At 70.4% G+C, this 17,748-nt stretch carries 18 protein-coding genes; 5 read left to right on the top strand and 13 right to left on the bottom strand.

Annotated features, from left to right (window positions below; genetic code table 11):
* Nucleotides 1-11 precede the first annotated feature (11 nt).
* Nucleotides 12-1,136, bottom strand: a complete 1,125-nt coding sequence (locus HZZ10_RS13860) for a mannose-1-phosphate guanylyltransferase (RefSeq protein ID WP_179913958.1) — start codon at nucleotides 1,134-1,136, stop codon at nucleotides 12-14.
* A gap of 285 nt (nucleotides 1,137-1,421) precedes the next feature.
* Between HZZ10_RS13860 and sdhC the strand changes: the two genes are divergently transcribed.
* The 4 genes from sdhC to HZZ10_RS13880 are packed head-to-tail and all read left to right on the top strand — an operon-like array spanning nucleotide 1,422 to nucleotide 4,898.
* Complete coding sequence (gene sdhC / locus HZZ10_RS13865; protein ID WP_082543810.1) at nucleotides 1,422-1,802, top strand: succinate dehydrogenase, cytochrome b556 subunit; 381 nt, start codon at nucleotides 1,422-1,424, stop codon at nucleotides 1,800-1,802.
* Complete coding sequence (locus tag HZZ10_RS13870) at nucleotides 1,802-2,251, top strand: succinate dehydrogenase hydrophobic membrane anchor subunit (RefSeq protein ID WP_179913959.1); 450 nt, start codon at nucleotides 1,802-1,804, stop codon at nucleotides 2,249-2,251. The genes sdhC and HZZ10_RS13870 overlap by 1 nt, the downstream gene beginning before the upstream one ends.
* Before the next feature lie 44 nt (nucleotides 2,252-2,295).
* Nucleotides 2,296-4,134, top strand: a complete 1,839-nt coding sequence (gene sdhA, locus HZZ10_RS13875) for a succinate dehydrogenase flavoprotein subunit (protein ID WP_056129535.1) — start codon at nucleotides 2,296-2,298, stop codon at nucleotides 4,132-4,134.
* On the top strand, nucleotides 4,134-4,898 hold the full coding sequence (locus HZZ10_RS13880) for a succinate dehydrogenase iron-sulfur subunit (protein WP_056129534.1): 765 nt from the start codon (nucleotides 4,134-4,136) through the stop codon (nucleotides 4,896-4,898). Before sdhA ends, HZZ10_RS13880 begins: the two co-directional genes overlap by 1 nt.
* Nucleotides 4,899-5,079: 181 nt before the next feature.
* On the opposite strand, the gene HZZ10_RS13885 is transcribed toward HZZ10_RS13880, so the two are convergent.
* From HZZ10_RS13885 to sigE, 7 genes are all read right to left on the bottom strand, one after another.
* Nucleotides 5,080-6,288, bottom strand: coding sequence for a YihY/virulence factor BrkB family protein (locus tag HZZ10_RS13885; RefSeq protein WP_308507582.1), 1,209 nt, complete (start codon nucleotides 6,286-6,288; stop codon nucleotides 5,080-5,082).
* A 78-nt stretch (nucleotides 6,289-6,366) separates the two neighbouring features.
* Complete coding sequence (locus HZZ10_RS13890) at nucleotides 6,367-6,909, bottom strand: 2'-5' RNA ligase family protein (protein ID WP_179913960.1); 543 nt, start codon at nucleotides 6,907-6,909, stop codon at nucleotides 6,367-6,369.
* Nucleotides 6,906-7,934, bottom strand: coding sequence for a tryptophan--tRNA ligase (gene trpS, locus HZZ10_RS13895; RefSeq protein WP_179913961.1), 1,029 nt, complete (start codon nucleotides 7,932-7,934; stop codon nucleotides 6,906-6,908). Before trpS ends, HZZ10_RS13890 begins: the two co-directional genes overlap by 4 nt.
* Before the next feature lie 42 nt (nucleotides 7,935-7,976).
* Entirely contained in the window at nucleotides 7,977-8,519 is a 543-nt protein-coding gene (locus HZZ10_RS13900) for a twin-arginine translocase TatA/TatE family subunit (RefSeq protein WP_179913962.1), read from the bottom strand.
* 1 nt (nucleotide 8,520) lies between these two features.
* A complete protein-coding gene (locus HZZ10_RS13905; RefSeq protein WP_179913963.1) occupies nucleotides 8,521-10,191 on the bottom strand; it encodes a S1C family serine protease in 1,671 nt (556 codons plus the stop codon).
* On the bottom strand, nucleotides 10,188-11,183 hold the full coding sequence (locus tag HZZ10_RS13910) for an anti-sigma factor (RefSeq protein ID WP_056129526.1): 996 nt from the start codon (nucleotides 11,181-11,183) through the stop codon (nucleotides 10,188-10,190). The genes HZZ10_RS13905 and HZZ10_RS13910 overlap by 4 nt, the downstream gene beginning before the upstream one ends.
* A complete protein-coding gene (gene sigE, locus HZZ10_RS13915; RefSeq protein WP_082543808.1) occupies nucleotides 11,180-11,842 on the bottom strand; it encodes an RNA polymerase sigma factor SigE in 663 nt (220 codons plus the stop codon). The genes HZZ10_RS13910 and sigE overlap by 4 nt, the downstream gene beginning before the upstream one ends.
* A gap of 155 nt (nucleotides 11,843-11,997) precedes the next feature.
* On the opposite strand from sigE, the gene HZZ10_RS13920 reads away from it, so the two are divergent.
* Entirely contained in the window at nucleotides 11,998-12,642 is a 645-nt protein-coding gene (locus tag HZZ10_RS13920) for an O-methyltransferase (RefSeq protein ID WP_179913968.1), read from the top strand.
* 172 nt (nucleotides 12,643-12,814) lie between these two features.
* Here HZZ10_RS13920 and HZZ10_RS13925 read toward each other — a convergent pair whose 3' ends face one another.
* The 5 genes from HZZ10_RS13925 to dapE all read right to left on the bottom strand — a co-directional run bounded on the left by HZZ10_RS13925 (nucleotide 12,815) and on the right by dapE (nucleotide 17,742).
* On the bottom strand, nucleotides 12,815-14,338 hold the full coding sequence (locus tag HZZ10_RS13925; protein WP_308507583.1) for a leucyl aminopeptidase family protein: 1,524 nt from the start codon (nucleotides 14,336-14,338) through the stop codon (nucleotides 12,815-12,817).
* Between the two features lie 63 nt (nucleotides 14,339-14,401).
* Nucleotides 14,402-14,569 carry a DUF3117 domain-containing protein gene (locus HZZ10_RS13930; protein ID WP_082543807.1) on the bottom strand — a complete coding sequence of 56 codons (168 nt, stop codon included), beginning with the start codon at nucleotides 14,567-14,569 and terminating at the stop codon, nucleotides 14,402-14,404.
* Between the two features lie 163 nt (nucleotides 14,570-14,732).
* On the bottom strand, nucleotides 14,733-15,665 hold the full coding sequence (folP, locus tag HZZ10_RS13935) for a dihydropteroate synthase (protein ID WP_056129514.1): 933 nt from the start codon (nucleotides 15,663-15,665) through the stop codon (nucleotides 14,733-14,735).
* Complete coding sequence (locus HZZ10_RS13940) at nucleotides 15,662-16,504, bottom strand: LOG family protein (RefSeq protein ID WP_179913965.1); 843 nt, start codon at nucleotides 16,502-16,504, stop codon at nucleotides 15,662-15,664. The genes folP and HZZ10_RS13940 overlap by 4 nt, the downstream gene beginning before the upstream one ends.
* 125 nt (nucleotides 16,505-16,629) lie before the next feature.
* The gene (gene dapE, locus HZZ10_RS13945) at nucleotides 16,630-17,742 is read right to left on the bottom strand and encodes a succinyl-diaminopimelate desuccinylase (protein ID WP_179913969.1); all 1,113 of its coding nucleotides are present in this window, start codon (nucleotides 17,740-17,742) and stop codon (nucleotides 16,630-16,632) included.
* Between the last annotated feature and the right edge of the window lie 6 nt (nucleotides 17,743-17,748).

A 17,748-nucleotide genomic window follows, 5' to 3' on the forward strand; every position in this document is an offset into this window, starting at 1 on the left:
CGGCCAGACCATCACAGCAGCTCGTCGAGTCCTCGGTCGTGCAGCTCGGTGACGATCTCCTTGACCTGCTGCGCGCGGGCACGGGTGGTGACGAGGAGTGCGTCGGGAGTGTCGACGACGACCACGTCATCGAGCCCGAGCACCGTCACGACGCGCTTGCCGCCAGGCACGACGACCGACCCGGCGCTCTGCACGCGGATCACCAGGCCCGGGTCGCCCAGGACCTTCGAACCCGACCCGTCCTCGGACGGGAGCAGAGCGGCGAGGGAGTTGAAGTCACCCACGTCGTCCCAGCCGAAGGTCCCGGGCACCACGACCACGCCACCCTTGGCGGCGACAGGCTCGGCGACGGCGTGGTCGATCGCGATCTTCTCGAGGCCGGGCCACACCTCGGCGACGACAGCGTCACGCTCAGGGGTGTCCCAGGCCGCGGCGATGGTCCGCAGGCCGTCGTGGAGCTCGGGACGCTGCTCGGCGAGGTGCGCGAGCAGCACAGAGGAGCGCGTGATGAACATGCCCGCGTTCCAGCGGTACTCACCCGTCGCGAGATACCGCTTGGCCGTCAGGGCGTCAGGCTTCTCGGTGAAACCGAGCACGTGGCGCGCGCTAGGCGCTCCGGAGAGCCCGAGGGCCTCTCCCCCGTGGATGTACCCGAAGGCTGTCGACGGCCGGGAGGCAGCGATCCCGATGGTCACCACGTAGCCCTCTTCTGCTGCCGCGATGCCCTCGCGGACAGCCTGCTCAAAGGCGTCCCGCCCGGCGATCACCTGGTCGGCGGCGAAGGACCCGAGCACCACGTCGCCGTGGCGCTCCTGCAGCACGGCGGCCGCGAGACCGATGGCTGCCATGGAGTCGCGCGGGGAGGTCTCGGTGAGGATGTTCTCGGCCGGGAGGTCGGGCAGCTGGGCCGCGATCTTCGGCGCATGGGCTGTGCCGGTGACGACGACGATGCCGTCCTGGACAGTCAGCGGCGCGACCCTGTCGACGGTCGCCTGGATGAGCGAGCGACCGGACCCTGTGAGGTCGTGCAAGAACTTCGGCTCGTCGGCCCTGGACAGCGGCCAGAGCCGGGTCCCGGCTCCGCCTGCGGGGATCACGGCGTAGAACGGGGTGCTGGGGCTCGACGGAGATGACATGGTCCGAGCATAGTGACCCGCGTCGCACCTCGACGGCGCTGCGAGCGGGACCCGCAGTCGTCTGCGCAGTTCTCCACGGGGCCCTCGACCGGCTCGTCTCGCAGAGAGAGATAGATCACATTCGGAGCACCAGTGCTCCGTGCGGGGGCGCGACGGACCGCACCACCACAGTTCTTTCACTAGAGTGGACAGCGACAGACGGCGCCAGGTAACGATGCCCGGCACCACAACGGGAGCCCCGGACTCGCCAGTTCCGCCCCCCTGACTCGCCACAGGAGGCGCTCAGTGCCCAGTGCACCTGCCGGCACGTTGTACCGCGGCCGCGAAGGCATGTGGTCGTGGGTCGCGCATCGCGTGACCGGCGTGCTGATCTTCTTCTTCCTGCTCGTCCACATCCTCGACACGGCCCTCGTCCGTGTGTCCCCCGAGGCTTACAACGCCGTGATCGGGACGTACCAGACGCCCATCATGGGTCTCGGCGAGGCCGGCCTCGTGGCCGCCATCGTCTTCCACGCCTTCAACGGTATCCGCATCATCCTGGTGGACTTCTGGGTCAAGGGTCCCAAGTACCAGCGCGTGATGCTGTGGGTCGTCATCGGTCTGTTCGTCGTGACCATGGCAGGATTCCTGCCCCGTCACCTCATGCACGTCTTCGGGGGTAACTGATGAGCTCCGCACCGGCCATCGCCGACCCGCGCGACAGCTACAAGCGTCAGAAGTCGACGCGCTCGAACTTCGAGCTCTACGGCTGGGTGTTCATGCGCGGATCGGGCGTCGTCCTGCTCGTGCTGATCTTCGGGCACCTCTTCGTCAACCTCATGGTGGGCGACGGCGTCAACGCCATCGACTTCGCCTTCGTGGGTGGCAAGTGGGCCTCGCCCTTCTGGCAGATCTGGGACCTGCTCATGCTGTGGCTGGGGATGATGCACGGCACCAACGGTGTCCGCACGATCATCAACGACTACGCCGAGCGCCCCCTGGTCCGGATGTGGCTCAAGATCGCCCTCTACACAGCCTTCGTGGCCACGACGGTGCTCGGCACCCTCGTGATCTTCACCTTCGAACCGTGCCCGGCCGGCGCCCCCGCCGACCTCGTCGCGTCGTTCTGCAGCTAGTAGTACCCACACCTCATACTCGCCTCGAGGAGGCATCGACCCCGATGCAGACCCATCAGTACGACGTCGTGATCGTCGGCGCCGGCGGCGCAGGCATGCGCGCGGCCCTGGAGGCATCCGGCGAAGTCCGCACTGCCGTGATCTCCAAGCTCTACCCCACCCGCTCGCACACCGGTGCGGCGCAGGGCGGCATGTGCGCCGCCCTCGCCAACGTCGAGGAGGACAACTGGGAGTGGCACACCTTCGACACGGTCAAGGGTGGTGACTACCTGGTCGACCAGGACGCCGCCGAGATCATGGCGAAGGAGGCCATCGACGCGGTCCTCGACCTCGAGCGGATGGGCCTGCCCTTCAACAGGACCCCCGAGGGCAAGATCGACCAGCGGCGCTTCGGCGGCCACACGCGCAACCACGGCGAGGCTGCGGTCCGCCGCTCCTGCTACGCCGCCGACCGCACCGGTCACATGATCCTGCAGACGCTGTACCAGAACTGCGTCAAGCAGGACGTGGAGTTCTTCAACGAGTTCTACGTCCTCGACCTCATCGTCGACCACGACCTCTCGGCCGGGCACGTCCCGGACGGCGAAGAGGTCAACGCGACAGGCGTGGTCGCCTACGACCTGGCCACGGGCGAGATCCACATCTTCCAGGCCAAGGCGATCATCTTCGCGACCGGCGGCGCCGGGAAGATCTACAAGACGACCTCGAACGCCCACACCCTCACCGGTGACGGCATGGCCCTCGCGCTGCGCCGCGGGTTCCCCCTCGAGGACATGGAGTTCTTCCAGTTCCACCCGACAGGTCTGGCCGGCCTGGGCATCCTCCTCTCGGAGGCCGCCCGCGGTGAGGGCGGGATCCTGCGCAACGGTGACGGCGAACGCTTCATGGAGCGTTACGCCCCGACCATCAAGGACCTCGCGCCGCGTGACATCGTCGCCCGGTCGATGGCCAACGAGGTCCGTGAGGGCCGTGGTGCCGGGCCGAACAAGGACTATGTCCTGCTCGACCTGACCCACCTCGAGCCCGCGCACATCGACGCGAAGCTCCCAGACATCACCGAGTTCGCCCGGACCTACCTCGGCATCGAGCCCTACACCGAGCCCGTGCCGGTCTACCCGACCGCGCACTACGCGATGGGCGGCATCCCGACCAACGTCGACGCCGAGGTCCTGCGCAACAACACCGACGTCGTCCGCGGTCTCTACGCGGCCGGAGAGGTCGCCTGCGTGTCCGTGCACGGTTCCAACCGTCTGGGCACCAACTCGCTCCTCGACATCAACGTCTTCGGCAAGCGCGCCGGCCGCACGGCCGCCGCCTACGCCAAGACCGCGACCTTCCGCGACCTCCCCGAGGACGCTGCCGACTCGGTGATCGCGACCCTCGACGAGATGCGCGGCCGTCCCAGCGGCGAGCGGGTCTCCGACATCCGTCGCGAGCTGCAGGAGACGATGGACGCGAACGCCCAGGTGTTCCGCACCGAAGACTCGCTGCGCACCTGCCTGGCGGACATCCGCACCCTCCAGGACCGCTACAAGAACGTCTCGGTCCAGGACAAGGGCCGCCTGTTCAACACCGACCTGCTCGAGGCCCTCGAGCTCGGCTTCCTCCTCGACATCGCCGAGGTCGTCGTCATCGGGGCCCTCAACCGGAAGGAGTCCCGCGGCGGTCACTTCCGCGAGGACTTCCCCGACCGTGACGACGAGAAGTTCATGCTGCACACGATGGCGTACAGGCGCCCGCTCGACGACTCGGCCACGGTCGAGAGCGTCGACGGCACCGAGGGCGTCTTCTCGGAGCAGAGCGTCTTCGACACCTACAAGGTCATGCTCGGCGGCAAGTCCGTCGTCCAGACCAGGTACGAGCCCATGGAGCGTAAGTACTGATGACTGCCACCATCGACGAGGCCCCCGCCTCCGCGGTCCCGGAGATCCCCAGCTTCGAGGTGACCCTCAAGGTCCGCCGCTACTCCCCCGAGTCCGAGCACGGCGAGGAGGCGTACTGGGACGAGTTCACCGTCACCGCGCACGGCACCGACCGTGTCCTCGACGCCCTCCACAAGATCAAGTGGGAGCACGACGGGTCGGTCACCTTCCGTCGCTCGTGCGCGCACGGGATCTGCGGCTCTGACGCCATGCGCATCAACGGGCGCAACCGTCTGGCCTGCAAGACGCTCCTCAAGGACGTCAACCCCGACAAGCCGATCCTCGTCGAGCCCATCAAGGGCCTGCCGGTGATCAAGGACCTCGTGGTCGACATGGAGCCGTTCTTCGCCTCCTACCGCGAGATCATGCCCTTCCTCATCACCACGGGGAACCAGCCCTCGGGCGAGCGTCGCCAGTCCGCCGAGCAGCGCGAGCGCTTCGACGACACCACCAAGTGCATCCTGTGCGCCGCGTGCACGTCGTCCTGCCCGGTGTTCTGGACCGACGGCCAGTACTTCGGCCCTGCGGCGATCGTCAACGCGCACCGCTTCATCTTCGACTCGCGTGACGAGGGTGCCGAGCAGCGCCTCGAGATCCTCAACGACAAGGAAGGCGTGTGGCGCTGCCGCACGACCTTCAACTGCACCGAGGCCTGCCCTCGTGGCATCGAGGTCACGAAGGCGATCCAGGAGGTCAAGCGGGCGATGATCACCCGCGCCTTCTAAGGACCTGCCCGCGCGCAGCGCGTCAGAGCATGCAGAAGAGGTCGGCACCCACGGGTGCCGACCTCTTCTGCGTCTGAGTGCTCTCGCGGCCGTCCCCGGTCGCTGGACCGGGCGTGCCTTCCACCCCGGTGCGGACCCTGCCCCGGACCGCGGAGCCTGCCAGGCCCAGCCGCTGGGCTGCTCAGCCGCGACGGCGCCCGATCAGGTACCCGCCGACACCGGCGGCAGCGAGGGTCACGAGGCGGCGCCTGACGGTCACCGACGCAGCCTGCACCTCCGCTCGCCGCTCCTCGGCAGCCGACACCGGCTCCGTCTCACCGGCCCTCGCGCGCTCGATGGCCTGCTCGGCGGCCTCGACGTCCGAGACCTTCTCGAGGAGCTCGAGCGGAAGGTCTGCGCTGATTGCCGCAGCCGTCAGCAAGATCCTCGCGGACAGGTTGATCCAGATGAGCAGCGTGACGATCGCTGCGAAGGACGCCAGGACCGGGTTGGTGCTCGCGCTGCTCGCGACCACGGAGGTCCCCAGGAACCTGATGACACCGAAGCCCACAGCAGCCACCACAGCGCCCAGCAGCAGGTCGCGGCGCGGGGGGTGCACAGCAGACAGCAGGCGGACGATGAGCACGAAGGTGGCGACGTCCACGAGGAAGGCGACCACGAGCCCGAGGACGGGCAGGAAGAAGCGTCCGGTGCCCTCCAGACCGAGGAGGTCGAGGACCCAGGTGCTCACCGAGCCGACCACGATGCCGATCACGGCCGAGGCCAGGACCGCGATCCCGATGACCACGAAGCCGCCCAGCTGACGCAGCTTGACCAGCACCGGGTTGCCCACCCCGGGCGGCAGGCCGAACATCGCGCGGACCGACACCTGGACGGCGCCCATGCACGAGATCGCGGAGACGAGCAGCACGACAACCGAGACGATGCTCGCCACGCTCAGCGAGGTTGAGGTGACGAGGGAGTCTGGGCTGATCAGGCCTGTCGTCTCGTCACCGGGAGTCGTCTGCAGCATGCCGGGCAGCGCGGAGTTCACCGACTCGATGACCGAGTCGAGCAGCTCGTCGTTCGAGCCGAGGACGCTCATGAACACCGTGAACCCGATGGTCAGCCCCGCGAAGACGGAGAAGATGGCCGAATAGGCGATCCCGCCGCAGAGCAGCGCACCGTTGACCTGCCCGTAGCGGGCCAGAGCACGCGCGAGGCGGGTGGTCTTCCACCAGGCGAGGAGCGCCTGCACACGCTCCATGAGGCTGGGGCTCTGCGCGGAGGCGTCGCGCTCGTCCTCACTGTCCGCGCGCCGGTCCGTGCCGGACGGTTCGAGGTCCTGCTCCGTCGGCTCCGCCGTCGCGACCTCCCCCGGTCGTCTGATGTCCTTCGAGGTGGTGGTCACCAGCAGAGCCTATGAGGTCGGCTGCTCAGCGGCATCCGGGGGCAGCACGGCCGGGCCCCCTCGAGGTCCTGCGAGGTCCTAGGCGGTGCCGAGCGGGAAGGCGCGCACAGGACGCCAGACGCTGTCGTCGCCGTGCTCGAACAGCGAGACGGCGTCGACTGTGAAGGTCGCCTCGTAGCCCGCCATCGCCTCGAAGGCCGCGTCGAGGGCCTCGTCGGGCACCTCGTGCGCGACGGTGACGTGCGGGTGGTAGTTGAAACGGAGGTCCTGGGCGAGCGGCCCCGACCGGACACGCGACTCGAGAGACTCGCACTCGGCGATCCCCTGGGCCACCTGGACGAAGACCACGGGAGACACCGGACGGAAGGTCCCGCTGCCGCGCAGCCTGACGACGAAGGGCTCCGCGGCCGCCGCGACAGCCGCGAGGTGGGCGTCGACAGCAGGCATGAGGCCCGGGTCGAGGACCGTCGGGCCGAGGATCGTGATGTGCGGCGGGATGAGGTCGGCGAGCGGGTCACCAGCCCTGCGGCGAGCCTCCTGGAGCTGCGCCCCGAAGGGCGCAGGGATCTCGACCGAGACGCCGATACGTCGCTGGTCACCCAGCCGCTCGGGCAGGTTCACGACCGCGACCCCGATGCGGGGAGCAGCCCGACCCTGTCGTAGACGCGGGCGAGCGTCGTGCTCGCGATCTCGCGGGCCTTCTGCGCCCCGGCAGCGAGCACCCTGTCGAGCTCGGCGGGGTCGGACAGGTACGAGTCCACGCGCTCCTGGAAAGGCGTCAGGAACTCGACGACGGCCTCGGCCAGGTCGACCTTGAGGTGCCCGTACTGCTTGTCCGCGTACTCGGTCTCGAGGTCGGGGATGGTGCGGCCCGTGAGCGCCGAGAAGATCGTCAGCAGGTTGGAGACACCGGGCTTGGCGGCCGGGTCGTAGCGGACGACGGCCTCGTCGTCCGTCACGGCCGACTTGATGCGCTTGGCCGAGACTTTCGGGTCGTCCAGCAGCCAGATGGTGCCCTTGCCGGTGGCCGACTTGCTCATCTTCGAGGTGGGCTCTTGCAGGTCGTAGATCTTGGCGACGGCCTTGACGATGTGCGGTTCGGGGACCACGACGGTGTCGTGCCCGAAGCGCGTGTTGAGACGCTCGGCGATGTCCCGGGTGATCTCGAGGTGCTGACGCTGGTCCTCGCCGACGGGGACCCGCTCCGCGTCGTAGAGCAGGATGTCGGCCGCCATGAGGACCGGGTAGGTGAAGAGGCCGACAGTCGTGCCGTCGGTGCCCTGCTTCGCTGCCTTGTCCTTGAACTGCGTCATGCGGCTGGCCTCGCCGAAGCCCGTCTGGCACGACAAGATCCAGGCGAGCTCGGCGTGCTCGGGGACGTGCGACTGGACGAAGAGCGTCGAGCGCTCCGGGTCCACCCCGCCCGCGAGGTACTGGGCGAGGGTGCGGCGCGTGCGCTCACGCAGCCGTGCGGGCTCCGGGTTCACCGTGAGGGCGTGGAGGTCCGCCATCATGTAGAGCGTGTCGTACGAGTCCTGGAGAGCCACCCACTGCGTCAGGGCACCGATGTAGTTGCCGAGGGTGAGCGAGTCGTCCGTAGGTTGCATGCCCGACAGGATCCGTGGGCGCTGCACGTCGTTGGCCATCTGCTCATTCTGGCAGGAAGCACGGCCTTTACCGAATCGCGATCAGGTCGCCTCGGTGTCGAAGGGTGCGGCCTCCCCGGCAGCCAGGACGGGCTGCGGCTCGGGCCACCGGGCGGCTCCAGCCTGGGCCGTCTGGGCGTCGGACGGACGCTCCGCACGGACTGCTGCGCTCGCCACCGCGGCAGCAGCGGTCGCAGCACCGACGGCGGTCTCGGCAGCCTGGGTGCCTGCACTCTCCGAGCCCGCGCCGCCGGCAGGGGCCGGCGTACCGGGAGCCTTCGTGGGGTTCGGCGTCTTCGACATCTTCGGCGGTGTCTTGGGCGTGGGGGGTGTGTCGTCGAGGAGCGCGTCACGCACGATCCGTCGTGGGTCGTAACGACGGGGGTCGAGCTGGGCCCAGTCGACGTCGGTGATCTCAGGACCGAGCTCTTCGCTGACCTTTTCCTTGGCGTCCGCCATGAGCACGCGGGCGCGCTTGACCAGTCCCGCGAGCTGCTCGGCGTACTTGGGCAGGCGCTCGGGCCCGATCACCAGGATGGCGACCACCAAGATGATGATGGCCTCTCCGCCGTTGATTCCGAACACGTCAGCCCTCGCCGCTCGTCGCCTTGTCGAGCACTATCGACACGTCTCGCTCGTCATCGCCCGAGCGTACCTTCAGCACGACGGTGTCTCCAGGGGCCTTCGCACGGATCGCGACGATCAGCTCGTCGGACTGGGTCACCGGGCGTCCGTCGACCGAGAGGATCACGTCGCCGGGAGCGAGGCCTGCGGCCTCGGCCGGGCCGCCCGGGGTGACAGGCTCCTGCCCGCCCTGGGCGTCCTGGACCACCTGCACGCCCTCACCGTCGTAGGAGGAGTCGAGCAGCACACCGATGATCGGATAGCTGGCGGACCCCGTGTCGATGATCTCCTGCGCCGTGCGTCGCGCCTGGTTGGAGCCGATGGCAAAACCGAGACCGATGTTCCCCGCGCTCGTGAGGGTGCCCGGCGGCTGGGCGATCGCGGAGTTGATGCCGATCACCTGACCCGAGGCGTCCACGAGCGGACCACCCGAGTTGCCCGGGTTGATCGCTGCGTCTGTCTGGAGCGCGTTGATGAAGGCCTGGTCTGTCACGTCGCCCGCAGACACCGGTCGGTTGAGGGCGCTGATGATGCCCGTGGTCACGGTGCCGTCCAGCCCGAGCGGTGCGCCGATCGCGATGACGGGGTCGCCGACTGCCACGGCCTCGGAGTCTCCGAGCACCAGCGGGACCAGGTCTTCGCGGTCGACCCTGACGACGGCGAGGTCGTAGTCGGCCGTGCGCCCGATGAGGGTCGCCGTAGACTCAGAGCCGTCGACGAAGGTCACCCGGATCTCGCCGTTCCCGACCGCACCCGCGATCACGTGGTTGTTGGTGAGGATGTAGCCGTCCTCACGGATGACAAAACCCGAGCCTGTCGACTGACCGTCGGGTCCCGACACGTAGAGAGAGACCACGCTCGGCGCGACAGTCGCCGCGATGTCCGCGATCGACCCGTCGGGCCTGGTGATGCTCGGGTCCGCCGAGACCGTGGGCAGCGGCTGGGACGACGGTCCGGAGACCGAGTCCCACACGCGCTCTCCGACGATCCCGCCGACGGCGCCCAGCAGCAGAGCCCCGACGAGCAGCCCCGTCACCGCAGCAGACCCGAGGCCTCGTCGACGACCGTGCGGTCCGTCGGTGGTCGGCCATCCCGAGAGCGTCGAGGCCTCAGCAGACTTCTCCCGGCCGGCCTGGTCGGCCTGGTCAGCCCGTGCCTGGTCGAACCAGTGGGCGCTCGGGGTCGCACCCGGAGCGTAGGAGGGCGGACCGAGCGGGTCTGCCACCGGAGCAGGTGCCGGCACGGACGGCTGCCCCTCGAGGCCCGCCCCGGACGCAGCCGGGGCCCCCGGGCCCTCGCTGCCCGCGGGTGCCTCGAAGGACACCGCCGCGCGGTCGGCCTCACGGGCGCGGTCGTCCGCGGAAGCCTGGGGCTGCTGAGCTGCACCGGCTGCGGCTGTCGACGCAGCCCCCGGTGGTGCATAGCGCGAGTGGTCGACCCGGGCCTGCGCACCCTCCTGACCAGGGGTGTACGAGGGAGCGGCGTGCGCGGGGGGCAGCGGGACCGGCGGGACAGCCCGGGTCGGGGCGGCCGCCTCGTCGGTGCTGCGCGTGCCTGCGCCGTGGCCGTCCGCGCGGTCGTCGTCTGCGCCGTGGTCGTGGCTGCCGTGGTCGTCTGTCCTCGGACCTGTCACGAGAGCACTCCTGTCAGTGTCGTCCACCCACGCCCGACGCGCGCCTGGAATCCCTCGTCGTACTCGTCGACCGGGAAGGTCGACACAAGTTGTAGCACGTCGTCGAGAGAGCCGGGCGCCACGAGGTCGACCACGGTGTCCGACGACTGCCACACGAGGTGCAGAGGCGACTCCGAGACCACGTAGACCGGGGCCCCACCTGCGTCGAGGGTCCTGAGGTCTGAGACCTTGTCCTGATCGAGCCGGCCGTGCTGCTCACGGACCACCACGTCGCCGAAAGGCGTCTCGAGGTCGACCTCGAGCACGTCCTCGTCGGCTCCTGTGAAGCGCAGCGCCTGGACTGTCACGGCGTCCGGCAGGCTCTCTGGTCGTGGCCAGCCCTGCTGCGACATCCACTCGAGGACCTCGTGGTCGTCCGCGCCCGAGCCCGGGCTGTCGGCCAGGACGCCTGAGGCCGTGTCGAGCACGAGGTCGTCGGAGGTGCGGAGCTGGGCAGCTGCTGCGAGCGCCGAGAGAGCGTCGTTCTGCTGTCGGTCGGGTGCCACGACTGGCCGGTCGCCCAGCGTGAAGAGGCTGACGGCCACCATGCTGCTGCCGAGGATCAGCGCGACGACCGCGCGTCCGCGTCGCGCTCCCCTCGGCTCGACGTCACCGCACAGCGCACGCCAGCGGGGTGGGAGCGGCTCGTGCGGGACCAGGCTGGACGCGTCGGAGGACCGCTGCTCGACGGCACCTGCCGTGGCGAAGCCGACCTCCTCGCCGGCCGTGGGCGCGGCGGGCTCCGACATGGCCAGCAGGCGGCTCATGAAGTCTGGGGCGGGCTCGACGTCAGCGATGCCGAGGGAGAGCGTGCGGCGCGCGCTCCGCGCCTCGTCGACCTCGCGGGCACACTGCGGGCAGGCTGCCACGTGCGCGAGGCACCGCTCGCGGTCGGCGAGGCCGAGCTGGTTGTCGACGAGGGCGCTCACCCACTCGCCGAGGTGCGCGCTCACGCAGCTCCGCCTGCTGCCCTCGCACCGCCGTGCAGCACGAAGGTGCCGTCAGCAGGGGTCGTGTCCTCACCAGCGACGACGTGCCGGTGCGGGGCACGGTCAGCGAGGGCCAGCCGCAGCTGGGAGCGAGCGCGGTGGATGCGCGAGCGGACCGTCCCGAGCTTGATGCCCAGGGTGACCGCGATCTCCTCGTAGGAGAGGCCTTCGATGTCGCACAGCACGACCGCGGCACGGTACTCGGGGGCGAGCGCGTCGAGGGCGCGCTGCACGTCGTGGTCGAGGTTGGCGTGCTCGTAGCCGCGGACGGGGTCGTAGAGCTCCCCGCGCGCGGGGTACGTCGAGGAGTCGTCGCCCATCGAGTCCATGCGGATGCGCTGGCGGCGTCGCGCCTGGTCGAGGAACAGGTTGGTCGTGATGCGGTGCAACCAGCCCTCGAAGGTCCCTGGCGTGTAGCTGCTCAGCGACCTGAACACCCTGATGAAGACCTCCTGCGTGAGGTCCTCGGCATCGTGCTGGTTGCCCGTCAGCCTGTACGCGAGCCTGTAGACGCGCGCTGAGTGGTCGCGCACGACAGACTCCCAGCTGGGCGGCTGCCAGCCCGGGTCGACTGCTGCGGTGCCCGTGGCCTCGGGCGTGGGATGGTCGTGGGGTTCGTGCACCCCTCTAGTGTCCCAGGGCGGAGCCCGCGTGTCGCACCGGTGCATGAACCTTCACCTGCTTCGCACAGGAGACGGCGCGCTCACGGCACGGCGTCCTGTCTCGACGGTACGATCTGAGACGTCACACCACCGGCCACGACAACCCTGGAGGCATCATCTCCGCCGACCGAGCTCAGAGCTGGGCCTACGCCGAGGACTTCGTCGCCGAGGACGAGGTCCTGCTGCGCGCCCGTGGACGCGCAGCCCAGCTCGGGTGCCACAGCATGCTCCCGGGCTCGTGCGCGACCCTCACCGTCCTGGCGGCCGCCCTCGGCGCGCGCTCGGCCGTCGAGGTCGGGACCGGCACGGGTGTCGCGAGCCTCGCGCTGCTCCGCGGGATGCTCCCCGACGGTGTCCTCACCACGATCGACGTGGAGGTCGAGCACCAGAGAGCGGCGAAGGCCGCCTTCGCCGAGGCCGGGATCCGGGCCACCCGCGCCCGGGCGATCTCTGGTCGCGCGCTCGACGTCCTGCCGCGCCTGACCGACGGCGCCTACGACCTCGTGCTGGTCAGCGCCGCCGAGACCAGCTGCGCGCTGTACGTCGAGCAGGCCCGGCGGTTGCTGCGCGAGGGCGGGATGCTCGTGGTCGACAACGCCCTCTGGGGTGGCAGCGTGGCCGACCCCGCCCGACGGGACGAGGTCACCACGGCGATCCGCGACGTGGGCCGAGCGGTCCGGGACGACGAGCACATGCTCTCGACGCTGCTGCCCGTCGGCGACGGGCTGCTCGTCTCCGTGAAGCGCTCGACGAGAGCCTGACCTGAGACGACCCGGATCTGGGACGACCCTGGTCTGAGACGACCCGGACCTCAGACGACCTCACCTCAGGACGACCAAGAGCGCCCCCGCCGAGCTCGGCAGGGGCGCTCTTGCGCTGCGGGGATCCTGCATCCGCAGGGCTGGTGAGCCGGGATGCCGGGGTGCCAGCCCGTCAGTCCAGGGTCTCGAGCAGCCGCAGCACGAGGCGGGCGCCGTACCCCGTGGCTCCGGCCGAGACCTCGTGCTTGCGGGCAGCAGCCCGCGAGGGGCCCGCGATGTCCAGGTGCACCCAGCGACGCTCCCCGACGAAGGAGCGCAAGAACAGCGCTGCGGTGACCGCTCCCCCGCCCGGAGGGTCGGCCGGGACGTGGCGGAGGTCGGCGACGGTCGAGGCGACAGCGGGTGCGTAGTCCTCGACGAGCGGCATGTGCCAGACGGGCTCCCCGGTCTCGCGACCCGCAGCCTCGAGCGCTGCGACGAGAGCGTCGTCGGCGCTGAAGAGGGCTGCGTGACCGCGCCCCAGCCCGACGCTCGCCGCACCTGTCAGTGTCGCGACGTCGACCAGGACGTCAGGGTCGAGGGTCGCGTCGGCGAAGGCGAGAGCGTCGGCGAGGACCAGACGCCCCTCGGCATCGGTGTTCGCGATCTCGACAGTCGTGCCGCCGAAGAGCCGGAGCACGTCACCAGGCCTGTACGAGCCAGCCCCGACGTGGTTCTCGGCGAGCGGCAGGACGGCTGTCACAGAGTGAGGGCTGCCCGAGCGCGAGGCTCCCAGCACGGCGGCGAGAGCGACGGCCGCCCCGGCCATGTCGGTCTTCATGGGGACCATCGCCTCGCGCGGCTTGATGGACAGACCACCGGTGTCGTAGGTGATGCCCTTGCCGACCACGACCACGTGCTGACCGCTGCCGCCGTCGACAGGGGCATAGGTGACGGTCACGAGGCGGGGCGGGCGCGACGAGCCGCGGCCGACGGCGAGGATCCCGCCGAAGCCCTGCGCCTCGAGAGCCGGGACGTCGAGGACCGTCGTGGTGAGTCCCTCGGCGGTCGCCAGGTCGACTGCGCGGTCGGCGAACCACTCCGGTGACTTGATGTTGGAGGGGACCGTCGCGAGGTCCCGGACCAACCAGGTGGCCCAGGCGCTCTGGACGGCGCTGTCGAGGGCCGACTGGTCGCCGTCCCCGATGAGCACGAGCTCGCGCGCCGGCCCGTCAGCCGGTGCCTCGGCCGAGAGCTTGACGGGCACGTACGCACCGAGGAGATACCCCTCGACGAAGGCACGGGTCGCGGACCCGTGAGGCGTCGCGGCGAGCGGCGTGAGGACACGACCGAGTCCCCGGGCAGCCCGGGCCAGCGCCGCGCCGGCGCGCCGGAGGTCGCTCGTCGTCTCGCGGCCCACCCCGACGAACACGATGCGGTGCGGGAGACCGGCCCACGGGAGCGACGCGGCGGAGCCGACGTGGACCCGTGGCAGGTCGATGGTGTGGGTCGTGCCGGCAGCACCGGAGAACGCGGCGCGCTCGGCCAGCTCGGCGAGGTCGATGCCGTAGAGCAGGGAGGCGTCGACCGTGCCGGCGCGCGGCTGGAGCTCGTCGTCGCCGTCGACAGGTGAGCCGACGGCGACGGCTACGGCCTCGACGTCGTCGAGGAAGGTGCAGCTCGTGAGGGTCCCCTCGGCGAGGACGACCTCAGGCACTGCTCGTCCGACACCCTCACGGGCCAGGGACGCAGCAGAGAACGTAGAGCGAGGAGCCAAGAGTCAGCCCACTACTGCTTTCAGGGCCTCGCCCAGCTCGCTCGCCTCGACGGCGTTGAGCTCGACCACGAGGCGGCCTCCGCCTTCGAGAGGCACGCGCATGACGATCCCGCGGCCTTCTTTCGTGACCTCGAGGGGACCGTCACCCGTACGGGGCTTCATCGCAGCCATTGGTGGCTCTCCATTTCCGTCGATACCGCCGTGTGTCTCAGAGCCATATTCTAGTTCACGCCGGGTGTGACCTGCGCCCTCGTGCCCTCACGCCACGCCGCGACCCACAGGTCACCTGTGGGTAAAGCCGTCTGGACGGCTTCTGCAGAGCTGCGCCCGCGTCTCAGCCGAGCCCGCGGACGACGCGGGCCGGGGGCAGGTCGCCGCGGACCGCGGCCGTCATGTCGAGAGCCCTGCGGGTCGCACGGACGTCGTGGGCCCTGAACACCGTGGCGCCCATCCAGGCTGCGAGCGCTGTCGCGGCAAGGGTCCCCTCGAGCCGCTCCTCGGCGGGGAGGTCGAGGGTCTCCCCCACGAAGTCCTTGCGGGAGAGAGCCATGAGGACGGGGAATCCCAGCCCTGTCAGGCGGCCTGTGCTGCGCAGCAGGTGCAGGGAGTGCCAGGTGCTCTTGCCGAAGTCGTGGGTCGGGTCGACGAGCACAGACTCGCGGGGCACACCGCAGGCCACGGCCCGCCGCGCGGCGGCCGCGAGCGTCGAGAGGACGTCGTGGACGACGCCGTCCCGGGGGTCGGCGTCGTCGGGGGCGTCGTGCGGCAGCGGGTAGGCCACCTGGAACGGGTCAGTCCGCGGGACAGCCCCGCCGGTGTGCGAGCAGACGATCCCGGCGCCGAGCGCCCCGGCGACCTCGACCAGGTGCGGGTCGTGCCCGGCCCAGGTGTCGTTGACGAGGTCGGCCCCGGCTCCGACGGCCTCGCGCGCCACCTCGGCACGCCAGGTGTCGACGCTGACGAGCATGTCGGGGAACTCAGCACGCACGCGTGCCACGAAGGGGACGGTGCGGCGGATCTCCTCCTCGACCGTGACCTCGGGCCCGGTGCCGGCCCGCACCCCGCCGACGTCGACGATCTGGGCGCCCTCGGTGCTCGCACGCTCGACAGCCCGCAGGGCGTCGACGTCGTCAGCCTGCCGGGCTCCGGAGTAGAACGAGTCGGTCGTCCGGTTGACGATGGCCATGATCGCGGCCGCCTCGCCGCCGACCTCGCGGCCCCGCAGCACGAGCGTCGCGGCGCGCGGCGGGACCGTCGCGCCGGTCACCCCGCCGCCGGGCGCGCGGCCTCGTCGGCGGGCTCGTCGCTCGACTCGGCAGCAGCGGCCTCGTCGGCAGCCGCCTGCTCACGGGCCCGGAGCTCTTCGTTGCGGTCGCAGACGATCCGCACGGCCTCGTCGGCGTCGTCGACGATCGAGAAGAGCGCGAGGTCCTTCGCGTGGATCATGCCGCGGTCCAGGACAGCTGTGCTCAGCCAGTCGAACAGACCGGACCAGTAGTCCGAGCCCACGAGGACGATCGGGAACTCGGTCACCTTGTGCGTCTGGACGAGGGTGAGTGCCTCGAACATCTCGTCGAGCGTGCCAAAACCGCCGGGGAGCACCACGAAGCCCGAGGCGTACTTGACGAACATCGTCTTGCGGGCGAAGAAGTAGCGGAAGTTCACGCCGAGGTCGACGTACTCGTTCATCCCCTGCTCGAAGGGCAGCTCGATGCCGAGCCCCACGGAGAGACCGCCCGCCTCACGGGCACCCTTGTTGGCGGCCTCCATGATGCCCGGACCACCACCGGTGATGACCGCGTAGCCACGGTCGACGAGCCCGCGGCCCACCTGGACGCCGAGCTCGTAGTCCGGGTGGTCGACGGGCGTGCGTGCCGAGCCGAAGACGCTGACGGCCTGGCCGACCTCGGCGAGGGCACCGAAGCCCTCGACGAACTCGCTCTGGATGCGCATGACCCGCCACGGGTCGGAGTGCACCCACTCGGTGTCGTGCTGCCTGTCGAGCAGGCGCTGGTCTGTCGTCTCTGCGGGGATCTGCTCGCCCCGCAGGATCACCGGACCCTTCCGGTAACCCTTCCCGGTCTGTGCCAGTCCTTCGTCAGTCATGCTCCGAGCCTACGTGCTGACGCCTGCCTCACCAGGCGTGACGCCGCCGCCCGCGGATGAGCGTCGGGTGACCATCGCGCAGACACCCCGTGAACGCTCTCCAGGCACGGCACGGGCCCTCGGGCTCAGCGCACCAACCAGGTCCGCAGGGCCTCGTAGCAGAGCTGGATCTGCGAGGCCGGGCAGTGCTCGTCGTCCTTGTGGGCGAGGACGGGGTCCCCCGGGCCGAAGTTGACCGCCGGGACACCGAGGGCCGAGAACCTGGCGACGTCGGTCCAGCCGTACTTGGGGGCAGGGGCTCCCCCGGTGACCTCGAGGACCGCCTCGGTGAAGTCGACGGCGAGCGGCGCATCGAGCCCGGGGCGGGCACCGGCCGCGGCGTCGGTCACGGTCACCTGGAAGCCCTCGAAAAGGTCGCGGGTGTGCTGCTCGGCCTCCTCGAGGCTGCGCGAGGGCGCGAAGCGGAAGTTGACCGTGACCACGCACTCGTCGGGGATCACGTTCCCGGCGATCCCACCGCGGATGCCGACGGCGTTCATGCCCTCGCGGAAGACGAGCCCTTCGACCTCGGTCGAGGCGGGCTCGTAGGCGGCCAGGCGCGCGAGCACCTCGGAGGCACCGTGGATCGCGTTCGTGCCCATCCAGGAGCGGGCGGAGTGGGCTGCCTCCCCCGGGACACGGACCTCGACGCGCAGCGTCCCGTTGCACCCGCCCTCGATGCCCGCGGCCGTCGGCTCGCAGAGCACGGCGAAGTCACCGGCGAGCAGCTCGGGGCGGGTCCGGGCGATCCTGCCGAGACCGTTGAGGGCCGAGTCGACCTCTTCGTGGTCGTAGAACACCCAGGTGATGTCGCGGGTCGGGGCCTCGAGCTCGGCGGCCAGGGCGAGCTGGACGGCGACCCCACCCTTCATGTCGACGGTCCCACGTCCCCAGAGCTCGGCGTGCAGACCCTCGCCCACCACGCGGACCGGGAGGTTGTCGGCGACCGGCACCGTGTCCAGGTGGCCGGCGATCACGACGCGCTCGTCGCGCCCCAGCTGCGTGCGTGCCACGACGGCGTCTCCGTCGCGGACCACCTCGAGGTGCGGGTAGGCGCGCAGAGCCTGCTCGACGGCGTCGGCGATCGCGCGCTCGTCACCGCTGACCGACGGGATGTCGCAGATCGTGCGGGTCAGCTCGACGACACCGGAGCCGAGGTCGAGCGCAGGGCGCAGGGCCGGGGCGCTGTCGGCGGGCACGGGGGC

It is taken from the genome of Sanguibacter inulinus, assembly GCF_013415325.1.
Lineage (GTDB): Bacteria > Actinomycetota > Actinomycetes > Actinomycetales > Cellulomonadaceae > Sanguibacter > Sanguibacter inulinus.